We start from the raw sequence: 17,485 nt of genomic DNA on the forward strand, positions 1-17,485 counted from the left end.
TGGCAGGGGGAGGTTCCGGCCGCGATGGGGAGCAACTGGTCCGACTGTTGGACCAGTTGGCGGGCCGCGCGGAAAGAACCCGCCCCCGTCCGTTTCGAGATGCACTTCAGTTCATGAGGATGGACTCCTCGGAGGCCGGCCCGGCGGTATCGGCCCTCGCCAGTTCCAGGGGGGAGATGAGGCCCACCGCGCGCATGTCCTCGTCGACGACGATGGCCCGCCGCGCTCCCGCGTGAATCAGCCGCCGCGCCAGTTCCGTCACCGCCTCGCCCTCGTGGGTGAGGATGAAGTCGTGGCTCACGACGTCCCCCACTCCATGGATGGGGTACCCCTGCGCCCACGCCTCGGCGCCCAGCACCAGCGCTCGCATCGTCACGAGGCCGTGGATCTCCTGCCCGTCCCACACGACGACGAGTGGGCACCGGGACTGCCTCATTCGCGCCACCGCCTCGCGGAAGCTCGTCTCTGGCCTGACGACGGCCACACCTCGCGCCATCACGTCTCGCACCCACATGACAACCTCCTTTCCACCGTTGAAGTCCGGCTCGGGCTCATCCGGCGGTGCACGGCCTCATGGCTCGCACGTGCGCTCCGCGCGGGACGGGCCGGGACGACTCCAGGCCCGTGGGCGCACGGAGGAGCGGGGGGAGGGTGTGCCGGACGAGGACTCTTCCTCGCTCAACACCGCTGGCGCCTCTATGAGAGAGGGGCCGCGGTGCTTGGGCGGAGCCAGGCCGCGGCCCTGTGCAGCACGCACGAGCGCCGGCACGGCCCTGCCCGGGACGTCTCATTCATGGCGGGGGCTGGCGGTGGCAACGTGCGCATCTCGTCCATCCAGGTTCACGACGATGCGCGATCCGCATCGTCCCCTTGGCCAACCCTTACGCAGACGGGATTGTTCCTCCGTTTCCGGGGGAGCCACCGTCCGTTGCACCAGGAAAACGAGTCGTTATCGTCGCACTGGAACCCCAGGTGACCGCACGCATGAAGCCCCTCTGCCCAGCTCCGACGAAGGCCGGTACGCGCTGGGCCGTGGTGCGCCGAATCCTGCTCGCCCATGGCCGGGCCACTGCCTGGCTCGAGTTCCACGCCGCCCGCCCCCCGCTGTAATCCCCGGCGCGCGGCGTTCCGCCCCCCTCTGAAGACGGCCCGTCTCCGCTCCGGGGGCGACCCTGTCTCGAGCGCCGTCGCCCTTCCCCACTGACCCCGGCCGCGAGCGCGGCCACTTCCGAAGGAGGACCCTCTCCATGAGCCAGGAGCGACGCATCATTCTCACGGAGGCCGACCTCGAGCGGCTCCATCGCCTCGTCGAGCAGCACTCCGGCGGGCACAACGCCGGGCTGGCCGAGATGTTGGAGCAGGAGCTGGGTCACCCTCTGTTACCCGTGGGATGCTCGCAGCGACGAGGGCCGCATCTCCGTGCTCGCGCCCATCGGAAGTGCCCTCATCGGCCTGTCCGTGGGCCAGTCCATCGCGTGGCCCCTCCCGGGCGGGCGCACCAAGACGTTTCGTGTCATCTCCGTGCTCTACCAACCGGAGGCGGCGGGAGACCTGCACCTCTGACACCTCGGAAGAGGCCCCAGCGCATCGGGGCCTCTCTCTCGGGGGTGACGTGGGCATCGGTGATGAGCAGCTCCCGCATCAGCCGGCGCCCCAGGGCGAGTCCCAGCAGCAGGCTGAGCAGCATTCCGCAGGCGGACACCACCGTCGTCCACGTCTTCCCCTGCCCCAGCGCGCTTCCGAAGAGTGCCGTCAGCACCGTCCCCGGCGTGGTGCCGAGGAGCGCGCCGAGCGCCAGGGGCCAGAAGCGGGCGCCGGAGGCCGAAGCCGTCGCGAGCAGCACATCCGCCGGAATCACCGAGTTGATACAGGCGAGGAAGCCGAGCTGGAAGCCGTGTCTCCGCGCCGCGTGCTGGAGGGCCGGATGCTTGTGGCCCGCGAGCCGCTTCATCGGCCTGTGCCCCAGCCGGCTGGCCAGGAGGTGGATGAGGCCGGTGGCCAGCACACTGCCGACGAGGGCGTAGACGGTCCCATGCGCCATTCCGAAGAGGAGTCCTCCCACCGCGGTGAAGAACTGCCCCGGCAGGAGCGTCACGGGCCGGAGCGCCAGCAGCAGGATGAAGACGAGGGGTGCCAGGTGCCCGAGGGGGCGCAGCCACTCGGAGAGCTGGCGCTGATCCAGGTACTGCGGCCCCAGCAGCCGGAGGGCGACCAGGAGCCCGACGGAGACGCAGAGGGGAACGAAGAGCTTGAGCACGGCGCTCAGCCCTCCCCTCCCGGAGCGGGGGAGCGCGGACATGCCGCTAAGCTGGGGTGCTCCGGGAGGGAGGGCAACGAACCCGCCACGCGGCCTCGGCTGGGGGGCGGGCAGGGGCTCTCACTCCAGTGCCGTCCAGAGGTCGTCGAAGGCCCGGCAGAAGGGGAGCACCAGCCGGGGGTCGTCCGACACGAGCACGTTCTCGTGGTTCTCGTTCGCGGCCGAGCGCGTCCAGTTGTAGCTGCCGGTCAGCAGCCGCACCCGGTCGAACACGGCGAACTTGTGGTGCATGTGGGCCTCCGTCCGGTCCACCCGCACGGGCACTCCCTCATGACGCAACCGGTGGATGTCCGAGCCCGGGTCCATCGCCTTGTCCCCGTCCGAGAGCACCCGCACGCGCACGCCCCGCTGGTGCGCCTCCAGCAGCGCCCGGGTGATGCGGTCGTCCGTGATGGTGAAGACGCACACGTCCGCGCTGCCCCGCGCCTCGCCGATGAGCCGCACGATGGCCCTCAAGGGCGCCTCCCCGGGACTGAAGTGCGCCTCCATCCGGCTCGTCTCCCGCAGCTCGCGCGAGGGCTGCAGGGCCTTCACCGTGTCCTCCAGCCAACCAATCACCTCGCGCGCCCGGGGGTCACTCACCGCGTCGCGCGCCAGCTCGAAGGCCCTCGAGCGGAAGAGGGCCAGCACCGCCTCGCCGGCCTTCCGGTCGTCCAGGACGGCCTGGAGCGCCTGCTTCTCCGTACGGGTCAGCGTCCGGTCTTCCAGGGTGGCGGCGAGGATGGCGTCGATGTCGGAGGCGTTCATGGGGGCACGCTCGGGAGGGGCCCCGAGCGTAACCTGGAGCACGGTCCTGAAAGAACGGACGGGCGCCCGGCGAGAAGGCGGATTAGTGTTGGAGGGCCATGAACATCCCCTTCGTCATCGAGACCACCCACCGGGGCGAGCGCGCATACGACCTGTACAGTCGGCTCCTCAAGGACCGCATCGTCATGCTCGGCACGCCGGTGACCGATGAGGTGGCGAACATCATCGTCGCCCAGCTCCTCTTCCTCGAGTCCGAGGACCCCGACAAGGGCATCAACCTCTACATCAACTCGCCCGGCGGCTCGGTGACTGCGGGCCTGGCCATCTATGACACGATGCAGTACGTCAAGTGTCCGGTGTCCACCATCTGCATCGGCCAGGCGGCCTCGATGGGCGCCCTGTTGCTGCTCGCCGGGGCACCGGGCAAGCGTTACGCCCTGCCCAACGCGCGCATCATGATCCACCAGCCGCTCGGCGGCGCCCAGGGTCAGGCCTCGGACATCGACATCCAGGCCAAGGAAATCCTCCGCCTGCGTTCCTACATCAACGGCCTCATCGTGAAGCACACGGGCCACACCGTCGAGCGCATCGAGAAGGACACCGAGCGCGACTACTTCATGAGCGCCGAGGAGGCCCGGCAGTACGGCATCCTCGACGAGGTGGTGACCAAGCAGGTGCTCTCGCCCGCGGTCAACACCAACAAGGACAAGCTCTAGCCAGGCCGCGGACGGTATAGGCGCAATGGATGCGGCCCGGTATTCCCCGGGCCGCAACGCTTGCGTGCCGGGCGCCGGAGCTCTCGTCGCGTCGCGAGGGAGCCCCCTTTGGCACGGGCCATGCTCACCTTTGGACTGTCATGGTCCCTTTCCGCCCCGCCATTGCCCTCGTTCTCTCCTCGGCCCTCCTCGGCATCGGTTGCGTCGGACCGACCCAGGAAGGCCGGATGCGCCCGGAGACTCCCAACAGCGTGCAGAATGAGCTCGGTTACACCGACGTCATCCGGTACGGCCAGGAGTACGCCACCACCTCCGGTTATGACGTCTTGGAGGTCTCCGAGGCCGTGGAGACGCGCCCCAACTACTGGCGCATCCGCTTCGGCCTGGCCCCCCGGGGCTCGGGCAAGGTGCTGGATGTCGAGTTCGACGAGGCCCAGCGCAAGGTCGTCGGCGCCACCGAGGTGGCGGGGGCCACCGGTCGCGGGCCTCTGGCCCCGTGACTACGGCAAGGACGACAGGAACTGGTTCACGTCGTAGGCGAAGCGCTCCGACTCCTCCAGGTAGGGGTAGTGCGCGCTCTGCTCGTACTCGAGGAACGTGGCGTGGGGCAGTGACTTCGCCAGCGCCCGCATGCTCTCCAGGCCGATGGAGTGGTCGTACCGGCCTCCGATGACGAGCGCTGGCGCGGTGACGCGCGCGGCGGCCGAGAAGCGGTAGCGCAGCAGCTCCGTGGAGAACAGGGCGCGTGACAGCTCGCCCGTGTTGCGCAGGCCGCTCTCCGCGTCCACCGCCTCCTGCATCTGCTGGTACATGGGGGCGCGGAACTGGAGCTGGTGGAAGAAGGCCTGCGCGTCCACGTTCCGCAGCGCCCGCATCACCTGCGCGTAGTCCGAGGTGTCTCCCGAGGCGCTCGCCGGTGCGATCATCTTCCCGGGGTGGAGGCGCTCGAGCTCGCGCTTCCAGCTGGCGAAGGTGCTCGCCGAGTCGGAGAAGCCGCTCACCACCACCAGGCCGGCCACGCGCTCGGGGTGGCGCGCCGCGTACTCCAGCGCGAGCGTCCCGCCGAAGGAGTGGCTCAGCAGCACCCAGCGCTCCACGCCCAGCTCCTGGCGCAGCGCTTCCAGGTCCGCCACCAGCACCTCCAGCGAGTAGCGCCCCTCCCACGGACGCTCGGAGCGGCCACAGCCGCGCTGGTCCAGGTACACCATGCGCCGGTCCTTCTCCAGGTGCGGCCCCATCAGCCGGGAGAAGCTGTAGCTGTTGTGCCCGGGGCCTCCGTGCAGGAAGAGCACCGGGGCGCGCCCGGCCGGACTCTCTCCGGCGATGCGGTAGTACAGCCGTACCCCGTTGATGATGCGCTGGTGTTCTCCCGAGGCCGTGGGAGGCCCGGGGTGGGAATCGGCGCGGGGAGCGTGGTGCGCACAGGCGGACACCAGGGCGCACAGGACAGCACAAGCGAGGAATCCAAGACGCGAGGAACGCATGCCCCCTATGTGGTGTCTCCCGCCCGGGGTTGCCCGTGCCCCGCGCGGGAAATGTCCACGGTTGCCCGGCTCGAGTGTTGGCTGGAGGCTATTGCACCCGGAGGATGCGGTTCGTCTCGGGCGGGGACAGGGGCGAGTGGGCCTTCAGCCACGCTTCCATGGCGTCCACGTCCACCGGGCCGCCGCGCCGCTCGGTGCCCTCGGTGAACACGCGGAAGCCGTCTCCACCATTGGACAGGAAGCTGTTCACCGTCACGCGGTAGCGGCCCGCCGGGTCCACGGGTGCACCCTCGAGCCGGATGCTGGCCGGGTCCACCTTCTGGCCCACGGGCGCCGAGGCCTTCCACGTGTAGCTGAAGCCCTGGGAAGGCTGGAGGATGCGCACGAGGCTGCCCTCCCACTGCTGCTCCAGCAGGGTGTGCAGCTGCGCGCCGGTGAGCGTCATCGTCACCAGGGCGTTGCCGAAGGGCTGCACGCTGAAGACCTCGCCATAGGTGACGTCGCCCGCGTCGAGCTCCGCCCGGATGCCGCCCGGGTTGATGAAGGCCACCTGCGCCCCGGCGTCCCGCGTGGCGGCGAGCTGCGAGTCGGAGATGGCGTTGCCCAGGGCGGACTCACCCGAGGGCCACCGCTGGTTGTTCGTCTGCTGGAGCGGTGCCGTCAGCTGGCCGAGCACGCGGTTGCGCCGGGGGGCGGACAGGCCGTCATAGCGCTCGATGAGCGCCCGCACCTCGGGGACACCCTCGGCGTCGCGGGTGACGGGGATGTTGCGCGCGGTGCTCTCCACCACGTCTCCGGTGGCCGTATCCAGCACCAGGTTCATGGCCGTGATGAGCCGCCCGTAGGAGGCCGCGCTGGTGACGCGCTTGCCGGCGATGACACAGTTGTAGGCCTGGTGGGTGTGGCCGGTGATGACGGCGTCCACCTCCGCGTCCAGGCGCTGGACGATGTCCACGATGGGCCCGGAGATGCCCTCGCATCCATCATAGGTGCCCTTCTGGACGCCGCCCTCGTGCAGCACCACGAGGACGGTCCTCACGCCCTGCTTCCTCAGCTCGGGGACCAGGGCGTTGACGGTGTCGGCCTCGTCGCGGAACTGGAAGCCCCGGATGCCGGCGGCGTCGACGATCTCCGGCGTGCCCTCGAGCGTCATGCCGATGACGGCCACCTTCACGCCCTCGAATTCGCGCACGGCGTAGGGCGGGAAGAGCGTGGCGCCCTGGCCGTCCACCACGTTGGCGGAGAGGAACTGGAACTTCGCGCCCTCGAAGGGCGTGCCGTCCTGGCAGCCGTCCACCGGGTGGCAGCCGCCCGTCTGCATGCGCCGCAGCTCGGTGGTGCCCTCGTCGAACTCGTGGTTGCCCACGGCGTTGATGTCCAGGCCCGCGAGGTTCATCGCCTCGATGGTGGGCTCGTCGTGGAAGAGCGCGGAGACGAGCGGGCTCGCGCCGATGAGGTCTCCCGCGGACACCACCAGGGTGTTCTTCGGCGCGAGGGCGCGCAGCTGGGCGAGGTGGCGGGCGAGGTGGCTCGCGCCGCCGGCCTTCACCCGGAGGGGGCTGCCATCGGGGTTGCTGCCCGTGCGCAGCTCTCCCGAGCCTCCCTCGGGGGGCGCGAGGTGGCCATGGAAGTCATTGATGGCCAGCACCTGGAGGGACACCGTGCGGGGGCGGGTGTCCGCGAGGGTGCTACCGCCGTGGGCGCAGGACAGCATCAACGAGGCGGTGAGCAGCAGGGGTGGGAAGCGTCGGGGGGAGGGGGAGAAGCGCATGGGGGCTTCTCTCTACACAACCCGATGCCTCGGGGTCATCCTCAGTGGAGGGGCCGGGGTCCGGTCCGCTCCGGCATCGAGGGGGACAGCTGCTCGCGCGGGGCCTTGCCCGTCTCGATGAGCGACTTGAGCCGCGTCAGGTCGTCATCCATCTGCTTCTTGGGGTCGGCGCCCAGCAACCGGGCGAAGACGTGGCCCAGCGCGCCCACGGGCGGGTGGTAGGACATGCGGATGTCCAGCCGCGTGGAGCGTCCGTCGTGGCACGGCGCGAAGTGGATGATGCCGGCGTGCTCCACCGTGGAGCCGTCCACGCTCTTCCAGGCGAGCACCCGGTGGGGGATGAGCCGGGTGATGATGGCATCCCACTCGAAGACGGTGCCGGCCGGGCCCCTCACCCGCCAGTGCGAGCGGTCCTCACCGCTGGTGCGCACCTCCTCCACGTGGCTCATGAAGCGCGGGAAGTTCTCCATGGCCCGCCAGAAGCCGAACACCTCCTTCACCGGGGCGTGGACGATGATGTTCTTGTGCACGTCGATGGCCAGCCGCCGGCCGCCCATGCCGGTGAGGTTCGTGAGCGCGATGTTGGTGATGCTGCGCAGGGTGATGAGCGAGCCGAGGAGGACGGAGCCCAGGCCGCCCACGCCGCCGCGCTGGAGGCCCCACGTCAGCAGGCTCGCGCCCCCGAGCCCCGCCACGAAGCGCGCCGCGGGGGACCAGTTGCACTGGAGGAACTCGGGCCGGTCTCCGGGCCGGATGTTGCCGCCCTGGAGCTCCGGATGGCTGCCCGGTTGCTGGAAGACCTGGAGGTTGTCCGTCACATCCAGGACACCGCGCACGTGCGCGATGCGCGAGAGGATCCTCGGGTACTCGGCCGCGAGCACGACGCCGTCGAGCTGGACCCGGCCCTGCTGGACGTCCACCTGGAGGGCGTGGGTGTGCGAGCACACGCGGCCGAGCGCCGAGCGGATGCGCGCCTCGAGGGTCCGATCGTCCACCTCCTCACGGCGCATCCGGCCCTTCGTCTCGAAGACGAAGCCGCGCGCCCGGTGGACGATGTCGCGCACCACCACGCCGGCGGCCTCCTCGGTTTCGTGCAGGGCGTGACGGGCCTTGTCGTGCACCACGGCCCGGCGGCGCCGGCCACTGCGCGGGTCCGTCAGATACATGAGCCCCGCGCCCAATCCCATTCCGCTCACGAGCGACCCCAGAACTCCCATCGGAACTCTCATCTCCCGCCCTCCTTGGAACTCCAGTGGCTCCAACGTGGGGCTGCCGGGCATACGCGACAGCAGGCAGGCGAGGGCTTCCCTCCCTGGCCGTCTCATACCCGTACCCACCTGGATGAGCAGATTGGTGACGCTGGACGCCTGGTCCAGTCACAACCGAGGGGGACACATGCCCGAGAAGACGCCGACGACACCTGGAGCACCGACGAAGGAGCCGGAGCCGCGGACGCCTCCGCGGAGGGACCCGGGGCCCACGCCGGAACCGGAAATCGAGCCGCCCACCCGGAGGCACCAGCCGGAGATCGAGCCGCCCACGCGTCAGCCGCCGGAGATCGAACCGCCTTCCCGGCGTGAGCCGCCCATGGAGGAGCCGGGACGCCAGGCCGAGCCGGAGCTCAATCCGCCGGGCATCCACGAGGCGCCGGACCCCCGGCAGCAGCCGATGGGCTCGCCTCCCGACGTCATCGCGTGAGTGACTCCGCCGCCGCGCGCCGGCGGTAGACTCCGGCGCGTGGACGAGGCCGCTGGCCAGAGTGAGGGAAAGCACCGCGCCAGGGGCCGGCCGTGGAGCGGGCTCGTCCTGGCCGCGGTGGCCCTGCTGCTGGCCGTGCTGGTGCGCGGCTTCGTGGCGGAGCCCCGGCTGATCATCTCGGACTCCATGGAGCCGGCCCTGACGTATGGGGATCGGCTGCTCATGGAGAAGGTGTCCTACCGGCTGCACCCACCGCGCGCCGGAGACATCGTCGTCTTCGAGCCGCTTCCCGAGGCGGACCGGCGGGGCGCGCTCCGGGTGGAGGCCCACATCAAGCGCGTCATCGCTCTACCGGGACAGGTGGTGCAGGTGCGCGAGGGCCAGGTGCTCATCGACGGGCAGCCGCTGCGCGAGCCCTACGTGGCCGAGCCGCCCGCGTACGAGTGGGGACCCGCGCGAGTGCCCGAGGACATGCTCTTCGTGTTGGGGGACAACCGCAACGCCAGCGCGGACTCCCACGTCTGGGGATTCCTGCCGCGGCGCAACGTGCTCGGAAGGGTGGGGCTGCGATTCTGGCCGCCCGGACGCGCCGGGGGCCTCTGACGCGGGCCCGCGGAGACGGCATGGACACCGGCTCCGCGGGAGGTGGAGCGGTGGCTAGCAGCTCTCGCTGCAGTAGCCCTCGCAGGAGTAGAGCCGATCCTCACACCGCGTCTGGCAGAGGGTGTCGCTGCCACAGCCGGTCATGCACCGGTTGTAGGCGGGCACACAGGACGAGCAGCACGGCATGGCCGCCGTCTCCTCGACACCCGTGGTCGCACCCAGCACGCCACCCACCGCCACCGCGAAGCCAAACAGCGCGATCTTCAGAGCCTTCATGTGGTTTCCACCCTTGTCGAGGGACACGCAACGGCAGTCATTGCCATCGCGCGCCCAATACCTACCAAGGAATGCGAGATAGGACAATGCACCAAAGCCCGCATAACCTGATTTGATGGGGGTGGATTGATCCAGCTGGGAGCCGTGTCAGTCCCCTCCGCCCGCGCGCTCGAAGAGCTGTGCGATGACCTGGGCGTAGTGCTCGCCGACGATGTGGCGCCGCACCTTGAGCGAGGGCGTCAGCTCATTGCGCTCGATGGTGAAGTCCTCGGGGAGGATGGCGAACTTGCGGATGGACTCCGCGCGCGACACGGAGCGGTTGGCGGCCGCGATGGCCTGGCCCACCTCGGTGCGCAGTGCCGGGTCCTCCAGCAGCGACTCCAGGGCCTGGCCTTCCTTGCCGTTCTTCCGCGCCCACTGCTTGAAGGCGCCAGGGTCGAGCGTGACGAGCGCCGCCACGAAAGGTTTGCCCTCGCCCACCACCATGGCCTGGCTGACCAGGGGGTGCTCGCGGATGCGATCTTCCAGGGGCCCCGGCGCCACGTTCTTCCCGGCGGCGGTGACGAGGATCTCCTTCTTGCGGCCCGTGATGCGCAGGAAGCCCTGCTCGTCCAGGCTCCCGATGTCTCCCGTCAGCAGCCACCCGTCGGAGGTGAAGGCGCGCTGGGAGGCCTCCTCGTCGTGCCAGTAGCCCTGGAAGACTTGAGGGCCCTTCACGAGGATCTCGCCATCCTCCGCGATGCGCACGGTGGTGCCGGGCAGCGGACGGCCCACGGTGCCGATGCGCGAGGCCTGGTCGGAGTTGATGGTCAGCACCGGGCTCGTCTCGGTCATGCCATAGCCCTCGAGCACCTTCACGCCCATGCCGTTGTAGAAGTGATTGAGCCGCTCCGGCAGGGGCCCGCCGCCCGACACGACGAAGCGCAACTGGCCGCCGAGCACCGAGCGCAGCGTGCGGTACACGAGCCGCTCGAACACCGCGTGTTGCAGGCGCGCCATGAGCGAGACGCCGCCCTCGGACCGCTCGCGCGAGTACCGGATGGCCGCGTCCGCGGCGAGGGTGAACACCCGCCCTCGGCCCGCATGGTCGGCCTTCTGCTGGGCTGTCTGGAAGACCTTCTCCAGGACGCGGGGCACCGTGCCGAACCAGGTGGGACGCACCAGGGCGAGCTCCTCGGTCAGCTTGCCGGGGCTGGTGGCGAAGGCCACCTCGTTGCCGCGCTCCACGGACGCCAGGAAGAGGATTTTCGCCAGCGCGTGGGCCAGCGGGAGGAACAGGATGGTCCGGTCCTCGGGCGTGATGATGTTGCCCGCGTAGTCCAGCACCTGCTGGGCGTTCATCCGGATGTTGCCGTGCGTGAGCTCGCAGCCCCGGGGCCGCCCGGTGGTGCCCGAGGTGTAGATGAGGGTGGCGAGGTGGCTCGTCTTCAGCCCCGAGAGCCGCTCGTCGAGCCGGGCCTCGTCGACCTCGTCTCCGCGCTGCTGGAGGTGCTCGAGCGCCGCCTGGTCGATGACGAAGGTGTGGCGGCAGGCCGGGAGCCGGTCCGCGGCCTGCCGGTAGAGGGCGTGCAGGGCATCGGTCTCGAAGAAGGCCACCACCGCCCCGCTGTCCGAGAGGATCCACTCCACCTGCTCGGCGGAGGAGGTTTCGTAGATGGGCACCGTGGTGGCCCCGGCGGCGAGGATGGCGTAGTCGAGCAGCACCCACTCGACGCGCGTCTTCGACATCAGGGCGATGCGCTGGCCCGGCTCGACGCCCAGGGAAATCAACCCCCGGGCGAGCCGGCGCACCGTGCGCACGATGTCCGCGGCGGTGAGGGGCTCGAAGGTGTCTCCCACGCGGCGCGAGAACAGTGTCTTGTCGGGCGTCCTGCGGGCGTGCTCCAGGAGGGGTTGGAGCAGGTGTGCTTCACTCATAGGGCGCCCACCATAATGCCGGGCGCCGGGATTGCTACGCTCCGCAGCCGACGTTGTTCTGGTAGCGACGGCAATCCTCCTCGGTGCCCACGTCGCGCGACTCCTCGAGTAGCCAGCGGAACATGCCGTTCGCGATGGCCTTCTCCTGGCGCTCGTTGAACAGCCACGCGCCCAGGTTGCAGAGGGGGACATTCACCGCGTCGAAGGCGAGCCGCCGCACCTCGAGCCCGCCGAGGCTCGTGGCCAGGGTGCACTGGTGTTGGAGCGCCAGGAAGTGCCGCCACTCCTCTTCGCTGGGCAGGGGCCGCCGTTCCGCGAGCCGGTACGTCATGTCCTGGGCAGCGGATTCGATGCGCTCGAGGAGCTCGTTGCGGACGCGGTACGCCACGTTCTCCACCATGTCGCTGCCGGGCTCGAGCTGCGCGAGCTTCACCTCGCGGGCCAGGGCCCAGGCCGCCAGCTCCTCCGCCACCTCGTCTCCGAGCACGTCCAGGGCCTCGGCTCCCGCGAGAGGGCCTACCCCCTGTGCCCGCTCCGCCGCGAGGTCATGTACCTTGCTGGAGTCCAGCGCCTCGTCCCAGGCGACCGCCGCGGCGGAGAGCGCCAACGCCTCGTGTCCTGCGGGCACCCGGGCGAGGGCGGCATGCAACTCCAGCGCGCGAGCCAGGCGATCCGCCGCCTGGGTTTCACCGGCCTCCAGGTCCAGCAGGGATGCGCGGCGGGGTGGGGTCCGCCACGCGCGCTTCAGCAGGGGCCAGGTTGCCCACCAACGCAGGGCGAGCACCCACCACGATATGAGGACGACCCTGCCCGCGTGGGGCTCGGCGAGCAGGCGCCGGGCCGAGGCACGGAAGAAGGCGGCGAGCGAGTAGGAGCCGCTGCCTTTCTGGGAGATCACGAGCACCTCGCGCCACCGTCCGTGGGCGGCGGCGTCGGCGAGGCACCACTCCAGCGCCAGCTTCCGGGCGAGCCGGGGCGCGACGCGCCGGTCGAGCAGGCTCACGCTGCGGCACAGGACTCGCGCCGTCTCCAGGTCTCCGCGCGAGGCGGCCATCAAACCGTGGGCGACGATCCCAGCGCCCCGCAGCGGACTGTCCGCCGCCTCCAGCTTCGCTTCCACGTAGGCCCGAGCCTCGGCGGAGGGGTTCCGGGCGCGCAGGAGCGCCCAGGCGGCGGCGAGCGCCTGTCCACCCCGAGCGTCCGAGCCCCAGCTCATCATGGCCAGGTAGCTGAAGCGGGATGCCCAGCGTGGCCAGCCGAGCGGGATGAACACGTGGCGGGCGACGGTCCAGGGAAAGCACAGGGCGATCCCCAGCAGGGTGAACGGCGCGAAGAACCACACGCCCGCGAGCAACCCGAACAAGGTGAAGAGCGTGGACGGGATGACGAGGACGATGGTGAGGAAGAGATAGCTCGAATTCGTCGCGTAGGGAGACGCCTGTTGCGACTGCCCCTCCTGGTTCCTGCTCAACAGCCGGAGCGCGACGATGACGCCGATGATGGCTCCGAAGGGAATCATCCCGGCCTCCGCCACCCGAGCCGCACCGGTGCCTCGGGCCAGGACGCGGGCTCCTCCTTCGCGGGCACCTGGGCCGCCGGAGTCCCCGGAGGCAGTTGGGCCCAGAGCGCGTGCTGGAGCCGGGTCGTGGGGTCTCGCAGCGTGGCCATGGAGGCGCGGACGAGCTCGGCGGTGCGCGGCATGCGGCCCACGGGCGTGTCGTAGTGCGCGGCCTCGGAGAGCCCCAGCTCCAGCATGGCGAGCAGCTTCTGGCCCTCGCGTTCCACCTCCATGCGGGTGCACGAGGGACGCAGGCCCAGCACGTGAAAGGCATTCTCCTTCAGCCGGGCGAAGACGTCCTTCTCCGAGAGGCTCATCGGACCCCCGAGTCGTGCGCCAGCCGGCGCTCCTGCGCGTCCTCCGGCAGCAGCCGCCAGAGCTGCTCCACCACGTGACGCAGCTCCTCGCGGCGCTGCTGCTCCAGGGCGCGCCGGCCTCGCTGCACCAGCTCCTCGGCCTTGGACACGTCGGAGGCCTCGGACACGCGGCTGGAGGCGGAGTCGAACTGCCACTCCCACGCGGACGGGTGACGGTAGAAGGCCGCGTTGCCCAGCTTGCGGACGCTGCGCAGGTGCCGTTGCAGCTCCACCTGCTGGCGTCCGGCGCGAGCCCGCTCACAGGCCTTCATGGCCTCGTCCAGCAGCGTCTGCTCCGCGGGGCTGCCGAACTGCGCCACCCAGGAGGACGCGACGGCGAGCTCCTCGCGCACCGTCTCCTCCAGCTCCGGCCAGCGCAGGCCCGCCTCCGCCTGCTCCAGCTGTGCGTCCAGGTCCAGCAGCCCGCGCCGGGCCTTCTGTCCCGCGTCCGCGTCGCCGCCGCGCGCCGCCTCCACGTCGCGTTCGATCTCCGCGAGCGCCTGGTCCGCCTGGGACAGACTGGCCACCACGCCGGGAGCGCCCCGGCGGAAAGCGGAGGAGCGCAGCATGGACAGCCGCTCGCGGGCGGCGGTGAGGCCCTCCTGGAGCGACTCGGGCGTGGCGTCCGGCACCTGGAGCTGGGCCACCTGCTCGAACACCTGGCCCAGGGCGGGCACCAGCGCGCGGGCCGACAGCCGGCCGCCGCGGTCCAGCTCCAGCGTCAGCTCCACCTCGGCGTCGGCGGGCAGCGAGGCCTTGAGCTGATCTCCCCGAATCTCCAGCGCGCCCACGAGCCGGCACAGGTGGGCCCACTCGAGCTCGCCCTGGACGATGGGGATGCGCAGCACATTGCCGGTGGAGCCCTTGGCCACGGCCTCGACGGTGCGCTGGCGGAAGGTGCGGCGGGCGGGGAGGGGAGCGCCGCGCTCGAAGTAGACGCGCACGGCGTTGTTGGCGAGCGCCACGCCGATGCTGCGCGACAGGGGCGGATCGCTCAGGGTGAGGCCCTGGACGATGGTGAACGAGGCGGGAGCCAGCGGCACCGGCTTGCCATCGGCGCCCATGCCCTCCAGCCGGAAGGTGTTGGGCTTGCGCGGGACGAGCTCCACGGAGAGGACGAAGGCGCCCTCGGCGGAGAGGGGGGAGTCGGGGCTGCTCCAGCCCCCATCCGCCCGGACGAGCCGGACCAGGGCGGGCTTGGGGCCGGAGTCTCCCTCCACGAGGCGGCCCACCACGTGCGGCGACAGGTCCGAGCTCATGGCGGGGTACTGGAGCCACACCTTGCGGCCGGAGGGGGCGGGCTGGGCGCTGGAGGCGGCGGGGCGGCCATCGAGCCCGGAGGAGGCGGCATAGAGAGCGGCGCCCTGGGCCACGAGCGTCATGGGGTCCAGATCCGTGGCGAAGGGCGCACCCAGCGCGGCCTGCACCTGGGAGCGGAGGAAGGGCATGGCGGTGGGGCCGCCCACCAGCACCACCTTGCCGAGCTGCGAGGGCTCCAGACCATGCGCGGCGAGCAGCCGCAGACAGACGTTGATGGAGCGCTGGACCAGGGGGGCGCAGGCGGCCTCGACGCGGGCGCGGGTGAGGACCACGTCCACGTCCACCGGGCCGTTGTCGGTCTCGAAGGCACCGGGCACGAGGAGGGGCAGCTCGTCGGTGCGGGACAGCTCGATCTTCGCCTCCTCCACGGCGCGTTTCAGCTTGCGCAGGGCGGTGGCGTGACGAGGGTCCGCGCGGCGGATGTCCACGCCCTGGGTGCGGAGCAGCTCGGCGAGCACTTCGTCGACGATGGCCTGGTCGAAGTCGCGGCCGCCGAGGAAGTTGTCGCCATCGTGGCCGACGACGCGGAGCAGCCCGTCACGGGTCTCGAGGAGGGACACGTCGAAGGTGCCGCCGCCGAGGTCATAGACGAGCCAGCTGCCCTCGTCGTTGGCGCTCCATCCGGCGGCGAGCGCGGAGGCGACGGGCTCCTGGATGAGCTCGACGCGGGAGAAGCCTGCGAGGCGTGCGGCCTCGGAGGTGGCGGCGCTCTGGGGGAGCTCGAAGAGGGCGGGGACGGAGATGACGGCGCAGGTGGGGGCCACGCCGAGCTGCTGCTCCACGTCCTTGCGGAGGGACTTGAGGACCTCGGCGGCGAGCTCCTCGGGCTTCTTGGAGAGCTTGGCGGCGGCGAACTCGAGGGCCTGGGAGGTGCCCATGAGGCGCTTGAACTCGGAGCGGGTGTTCTGGGGGTCCGAGTCGATGAGGCGGCGGGCGCGGTCTCCGACGGTGACGGCGCCGCGCGCGTCGATGCGCACCACGGAGGGCGTGAGGTTGGCGCCCTGGGCGTTGCGGATGAGCGTGAGCTTCTCTCCATCGAAGGCCGCCGCGGTGGAGTTGGTGGTCCCGAGATCGATGCCGACGTACAGCGGTGTGGCCATGATGGTGGCGGAGCATACATGGAGGCACCGCGCTGGTGCACCCGGGCTGGCCTCCATTGGAGCAGCAGGTGCCCGCGGAGGACCATCCAAGCTGTCTTGAGGTCGCTTTACTTGCGCACCACGATACCCAACGTGTCGCCTTGGGAGTTTCTGTCAAGCACGGGGCTTATGACCTGAAGTCCGGCTTCATCCAGGCACTTCTTGAAGAACCAGTCGAGCCAGACCGGGCCTGTATCTGGAGTGTCGGTTACCGTCTTGAGGATATCGCGGTGCTCTTGCGGCAGAACATCGACCAGTTTCGCGTAGAGTTCGAGCGTGTTTCCCCGATTGAATCCAGGGTTGTCAGTCAGCTCCTTGAGGGTTCCGACGAATCGACGATGGATTCGTTCGACCTCTTCACCCAGCATTTGCGCCAGTAGCTGTGGTAGCCCGTATCTTTGCATATAGCGTGAAGTCGGAGCACGAGGCATGGCCTGCTTTCATCTAGATGAAATTCCGTTACCGCTTTGAGAGGATACGCCCACTTCCGTCGATGGCGTATTCCGCACCCGCGTCAGGCACGATGAATCCGGGAGCGCATTTCGACAGGTCTGGGGAGAGCAGCACGAAGTAGAGGTTCTCGTTAGCCTGCGTGACGACCGTTCGATACGTGTCCCAGCGGGCGAGACATTGAAACTCGGGGCCCTCTTGGTCCTCTGCCTTGATGTGTGGTGGCAGGTAGTCGTTCATGGCAATAAACAGGGCCTTCGTCATGGCTCCGTTGAGAATGACGCCACCTTCATATGTTTTTGGAAAATGGATTCGGGCAGCCTCCTCGGGAGGAGCCATTTCCGCCTTTTGATACTTGTGATATCCGAGTCGTTCGAGCAGCACGCAGCCCGAAAGAGCCCAAGAGCACAGGAGCATGCAGGGGAGGATGTGTTTCATGTCATCCCATGTTGGGTTGAATAGGAAGCTCGAGAGCAGATGGCGGATGACTCAAGGGAGCCAGTCCTTGCCCTCATACAAGCGGATGTATCCCAGCTCATTGTAAACCTCTCCGATCGGCACCCAGCTGCCATTGCGCAGGGCCGAAACGATGTGCGTGGAGTTGTTGTAGCTATAGGCCCTGCACTCGCCTGTCTTTTCCCTGAAGAAGACCAAGAGCTGGCGGTCCCACACCTTTCCGGTACCCGTGTCGAAAAATCTCACGGGTTTCCAATGCGCAGCAGCACTCAGGTCTCGTGCGGAGAATTCACGGTTGTTTGGATGGGTATGTGCTCCCCCGAGGAGAATGGCATTCGAGTGGATTGGGTCATTGAGGCTGTTGGGCAGGGTGCAACTCTTCACTACAGGATCCCAACTGCCTCGAATGTCGGAGAGATAGCTGAGGAAGTATGCGTTCTCTTCTCGAGAGTGGTAATACAGGGCGCAATACTCGAACCCATAGGGTCCATTGGAGGCACCGGGTTGGCGGGTCATGATGTCGCAGGACTTTTCAGCCAACTCCTCCAACGTATTGAAAGGACCTGCCAGCGGGCCATCCACTTGAAGGCGTCCGTTTGGGAGGCGTCGCACCCGGACATCGGGGTTGTTGCTTGCACAGCCCAGGGCGCTTCCGAGCAGTGGTAGCAGGACCAGCC

At 69.4% G+C, this 17,485-nt stretch carries 20 protein-coding genes and 1 pseudogene; 7 read left to right on the top strand and 14 right to left on the bottom strand.

The window, feature by feature from the left end; translation table 11 throughout:
- Positions 1 to 106: 106 nt before the first annotated feature.
- Complete coding sequence (locus Q664_RS02585; protein WP_043389549.1) at positions 107 to 514, bottom strand: CBS domain-containing protein; 408 nt, start codon at positions 512 to 514, stop codon at positions 107 to 109.
- Between the two features lie 470 nt (positions 515 to 984).
- Here Q664_RS02585 and Q664_RS62015 point away from each other — a divergent pair, with 470 nt between their 5' ends.
- The 3 genes and pseudogenes from Q664_RS62015 to Q664_RS62575 all read left to right on the top strand — a co-directional run bounded on the left by Q664_RS62015 (position 985) and on the right by Q664_RS62575 (position 1,563).
- Positions 985 to 1,110, top strand: coding sequence for a hypothetical protein (locus Q664_RS62015; protein ID WP_268811368.1), 126 nt, complete (start codon positions 985 to 987; stop codon positions 1,108 to 1,110).
- 137 nt (positions 1,111 to 1,247) lie between these two features.
- Positions 1,248 to 1,319 (top strand): annotated as a pseudogene (locus Q664_RS62570) (hypothetical protein); the annotation flags it as partial.
- Positions 1,320 to 1,419: 100 nt separating this feature from the next.
- Positions 1,420 to 1,563 (top strand): GreA/GreB family elongation factor, encoded by a 144-nt coding sequence (locus Q664_RS62575; RefSeq protein ID WP_326938658.1) that lies wholly within the window; start codon positions 1,420 to 1,422, stop codon positions 1,561 to 1,563.
- Here Q664_RS62575 and Q664_RS02590 read toward each other — a convergent pair.
- Together Q664_RS02590 and Q664_RS02595 are read right to left on the bottom strand one after the other, a co-directional pair.
- Entirely contained in the window at positions 1,514 to 2,299 is a 786-nt protein-coding gene (locus tag Q664_RS02590) for a TVP38/TMEM64 family protein (RefSeq protein WP_075207300.1), read from the bottom strand. The genes Q664_RS62575 and Q664_RS02590 overlap by 50 nt on opposite strands.
- A gap of 78 nt (positions 2,300 to 2,377) precedes the next feature.
- On the bottom strand, positions 2,378 to 3,064 hold the full coding sequence (locus Q664_RS02595; RefSeq protein ID WP_043389551.1) for a phospholipase D-like domain-containing protein: 687 nt from the start codon (positions 3,062 to 3,064) through the stop codon (positions 2,378 to 2,380).
- A 98-nt stretch (positions 3,065 to 3,162) separates the two neighbouring features.
- Here Q664_RS02595 and clpP point away from each other — a divergent pair, with 98 nt between their 5' ends.
- Positions 3,163 to 3,780, top strand: a complete 618-nt coding sequence (gene clpP, locus Q664_RS02600; protein WP_043389552.1) for an ATP-dependent Clp endopeptidase proteolytic subunit ClpP — start codon at positions 3,163 to 3,165, stop codon at positions 3,778 to 3,780.
- 227 nt (positions 3,781 to 4,007) lie between these two features.
- The gene (locus tag Q664_RS02605) at positions 4,008 to 4,280 is read left to right on the top strand and encodes a hypothetical protein (protein WP_052517580.1); all 273 of its coding nucleotides are present in this window, start codon (positions 4,008 to 4,010) and stop codon (positions 4,278 to 4,280) included.
- Here the strand turns inward: Q664_RS02605 and Q664_RS51470 are convergent, their stop codons facing one another.
- The 3 genes from Q664_RS51470 to Q664_RS02620 all read right to left on the bottom strand — a co-directional run bounded on the left by Q664_RS51470 (position 4,281) and on the right by Q664_RS02620 (position 8,222).
- Positions 4,281 to 5,264: an alpha/beta fold hydrolase gene (locus Q664_RS51470; RefSeq protein WP_084609479.1), complete on the bottom strand. Its 984-nt coding sequence runs from the start codon at positions 5,262 to 5,264 to the stop codon at positions 4,281 to 4,283.
- A gap of 88 nt (positions 5,265 to 5,352) precedes the next feature.
- A complete protein-coding gene (locus Q664_RS02615; RefSeq protein ID WP_043389554.1) occupies positions 5,353 to 7,035 on the bottom strand; it encodes a bifunctional metallophosphatase/5'-nucleotidase in 1,683 nt (560 codons plus the stop codon).
- A gap of 41 nt (positions 7,036 to 7,076) precedes the next feature.
- Positions 7,077 to 8,222: an SRPBCC family protein gene (locus Q664_RS02620; RefSeq protein WP_235216527.1), complete on the bottom strand. Its 1,146-nt coding sequence runs from the start codon at positions 8,220 to 8,222 to the stop codon at positions 7,077 to 7,079.
- Positions 8,223 to 8,430: 208 nt separating this feature from the next.
- Between Q664_RS02620 and Q664_RS02625 the strand changes: the two genes are divergently transcribed.
- Both Q664_RS02625 and lepB read left to right on the top strand, forming a co-directional pair.
- Positions 8,431 to 8,733, top strand: coding sequence for a hypothetical protein (locus tag Q664_RS02625; RefSeq protein ID WP_063934649.1), 303 nt, complete (start codon positions 8,431 to 8,433; stop codon positions 8,731 to 8,733).
- Between the two features lie 39 nt (positions 8,734 to 8,772).
- Complete coding sequence (gene lepB / locus Q664_RS02630; protein ID WP_043389555.1) at positions 8,773 to 9,336, top strand: signal peptidase I; 564 nt, start codon at positions 8,773 to 8,775, stop codon at positions 9,334 to 9,336.
- 54 nt (positions 9,337 to 9,390) lie between these two features.
- Here lepB and Q664_RS02635 read toward each other — a convergent pair whose 3' ends face one another.
- From Q664_RS02635 to Q664_RS02670, 8 genes are all read right to left on the bottom strand, one after another.
- The gene (locus Q664_RS02635; protein ID WP_043389556.1) at positions 9,391 to 9,612 is read right to left on the bottom strand and encodes a hypothetical protein; all 222 of its coding nucleotides are present in this window, start codon (positions 9,610 to 9,612) and stop codon (positions 9,391 to 9,393) included.
- A 147-nt stretch (positions 9,613 to 9,759) separates the two neighbouring features.
- Complete coding sequence (locus Q664_RS02640) at positions 9,760 to 11,529, bottom strand: AMP-dependent synthetase/ligase (RefSeq protein ID WP_043389557.1); 1,770 nt, start codon at positions 11,527 to 11,529, stop codon at positions 9,760 to 9,762.
- A 34-nt stretch (positions 11,530 to 11,563) separates the two neighbouring features.
- The gene (locus Q664_RS02645; protein WP_152621869.1) at positions 11,564 to 13,048 is read right to left on the bottom strand and encodes a hypothetical protein; all 1,485 of its coding nucleotides are present in this window, start codon (positions 13,046 to 13,048) and stop codon (positions 11,564 to 11,566) included.
- The gene (locus Q664_RS02650; protein WP_043389561.1) at positions 13,045 to 13,404 is read right to left on the bottom strand and encodes a hypothetical protein; all 360 of its coding nucleotides are present in this window, start codon (positions 13,402 to 13,404) and stop codon (positions 13,045 to 13,047) included. Before Q664_RS02650 ends, Q664_RS02645 begins: the two co-directional genes overlap by 4 nt.
- Complete coding sequence (locus Q664_RS02655; protein WP_043389562.1) at positions 13,401 to 15,863, bottom strand: Hsp70 family protein; 2,463 nt, start codon at positions 15,861 to 15,863, stop codon at positions 13,401 to 13,403. Before Q664_RS02655 ends, Q664_RS02650 begins: the two co-directional genes overlap by 4 nt.
- A 107-nt stretch (positions 15,864 to 15,970) precedes the next feature.
- The gene (locus tag Q664_RS57255) at positions 15,971 to 16,270 is read right to left on the bottom strand and encodes a hypothetical protein (RefSeq protein ID WP_160174314.1); all 300 of its coding nucleotides are present in this window, start codon (positions 16,268 to 16,270) and stop codon (positions 15,971 to 15,973) included.
- A gap of 91 nt (positions 16,271 to 16,361) precedes the next feature.
- Positions 16,362 to 16,790: a hypothetical protein gene (locus tag Q664_RS57260; RefSeq protein ID WP_075207302.1), complete on the bottom strand. Its 429-nt coding sequence runs from the start codon at positions 16,788 to 16,790 to the stop codon at positions 16,362 to 16,364.
- Between the two features lie 51 nt (positions 16,791 to 16,841).
- Positions 16,842 to 17,390 (bottom strand): hypothetical protein, encoded by a 549-nt coding sequence (locus Q664_RS02670; RefSeq protein ID WP_235216522.1) that lies wholly within the window; start codon positions 17,388 to 17,390, stop codon positions 16,842 to 16,844.
- Between the last annotated feature and the right edge of the window lie 95 nt (positions 17,391 to 17,485).

The sequence above is a fragment of the Archangium violaceum Cb vi76 genome, from assembly GCF_000733295.1.
GTDB lineage: Bacteria > Myxococcota > Myxococcia > Myxococcales > Myxococcaceae > Archangium > Archangium violaceum.

What these genes read in the sequence shown, in the direction of transcription:
- Q664_RS02585 (WP_043389549.1), bottom strand. Translation starts at nt 514, where the DNA reads ATGTGGGTGCGAGACGTGATGGCGCGAGGTGTGGCCGTCGTCAGGCCA.
- Q664_RS02625 (WP_063934649.1), top strand. Translation starts at nt 8,431, where the DNA reads ATGCCCGAGAAGACGCCGACGACACCTGGAGCACCGACGAAGGAGCCG.
- Q664_RS57260 (WP_075207302.1), bottom strand. Translation starts at nt 16,790, where the DNA reads ATGAAACACATCCTCCCCTGCATGCTCCTGTGCTCTTGGGCTCTTTCG.
- Q664_RS02645 (WP_152621869.1), bottom strand. Translation starts at nt 13,048, where the DNA reads ATGATTCCCTTCGGAGCCATCATCGGCGTCATCGTCGCGCTCCGGCTG.
- Q664_RS51470 (WP_084609479.1), bottom strand. Translation starts at nt 5,264, where the DNA reads ATGCGTTCCTCGCGTCTTGGATTCCTCGCTTGTGCTGTCCTGTGCGCC.
- Q664_RS02655 (WP_043389562.1), bottom strand. Translation starts at nt 15,863, where the DNA reads ATGGCCACACCGCTGTACGTCGGCATCGATCTCGGGACCACCAACTCC.
- Q664_RS02650 (WP_043389561.1), bottom strand. Translation starts at nt 13,404, where the DNA reads ATGAGCCTCTCGGAGAAGGACGTCTTCGCCCGGCTGAAGGAGAATGCC.
- Q664_RS62015 (WP_268811368.1), top strand. Translation starts at nt 985, where the DNA reads ATGAAGCCCCTCTGCCCAGCTCCGACGAAGGCCGGTACGCGCTGGGCC.
- Q664_RS02615 (WP_043389554.1), bottom strand. Translation starts at nt 7,035, where the DNA reads ATGCGCTTCTCCCCCTCCCCCCGACGCTTCCCACCCCTGCTGCTCACC.
- Q664_RS02595 (WP_043389551.1), bottom strand. Translation starts at nt 3,064, where the DNA reads ATGAACGCCTCCGACATCGACGCCATCCTCGCCGCCACCCTGGAAGAC.
- Q664_RS02635 (WP_043389556.1), bottom strand. Translation starts at nt 9,612, where the DNA reads ATGAAGGCTCTGAAGATCGCGCTGTTTGGCTTCGCGGTGGCGGTGGGT.
- Q664_RS02640 (WP_043389557.1), bottom strand. Translation starts at nt 11,529, where the DNA reads ATGAGTGAAGCACACCTGCTCCAACCCCTCCTGGAGCACGCCCGCAGG.
- Q664_RS02620 (WP_235216527.1), bottom strand. Translation starts at nt 8,222, where the DNA reads ATGGGATTGGGCGCGGGGCTCATGTATCTGACGGACCCGCGCAGTGGC.
- Q664_RS02605 (WP_052517580.1), top strand. Translation starts at nt 4,008, where the DNA reads ATGCGCCCGGAGACTCCCAACAGCGTGCAGAATGAGCTCGGTTACACC.
- Q664_RS02590 (WP_075207300.1), bottom strand. Translation starts at nt 2,299, where the DNA reads ATGTCCGCGCTCCCCCGCTCCGGGAGGGGAGGGCTGAGCGCCGTGCTC.
- clpP (WP_043389552.1), top strand. Translation starts at nt 3,163, where the DNA reads ATGAACATCCCCTTCGTCATCGAGACCACCCACCGGGGCGAGCGCGCA.
- Q664_RS57255 (WP_160174314.1), bottom strand. Translation starts at nt 16,270, where the DNA reads ATGCTGGGTGAAGAGGTCGAACGAATCCATCGTCGATTCGTCGGAACC.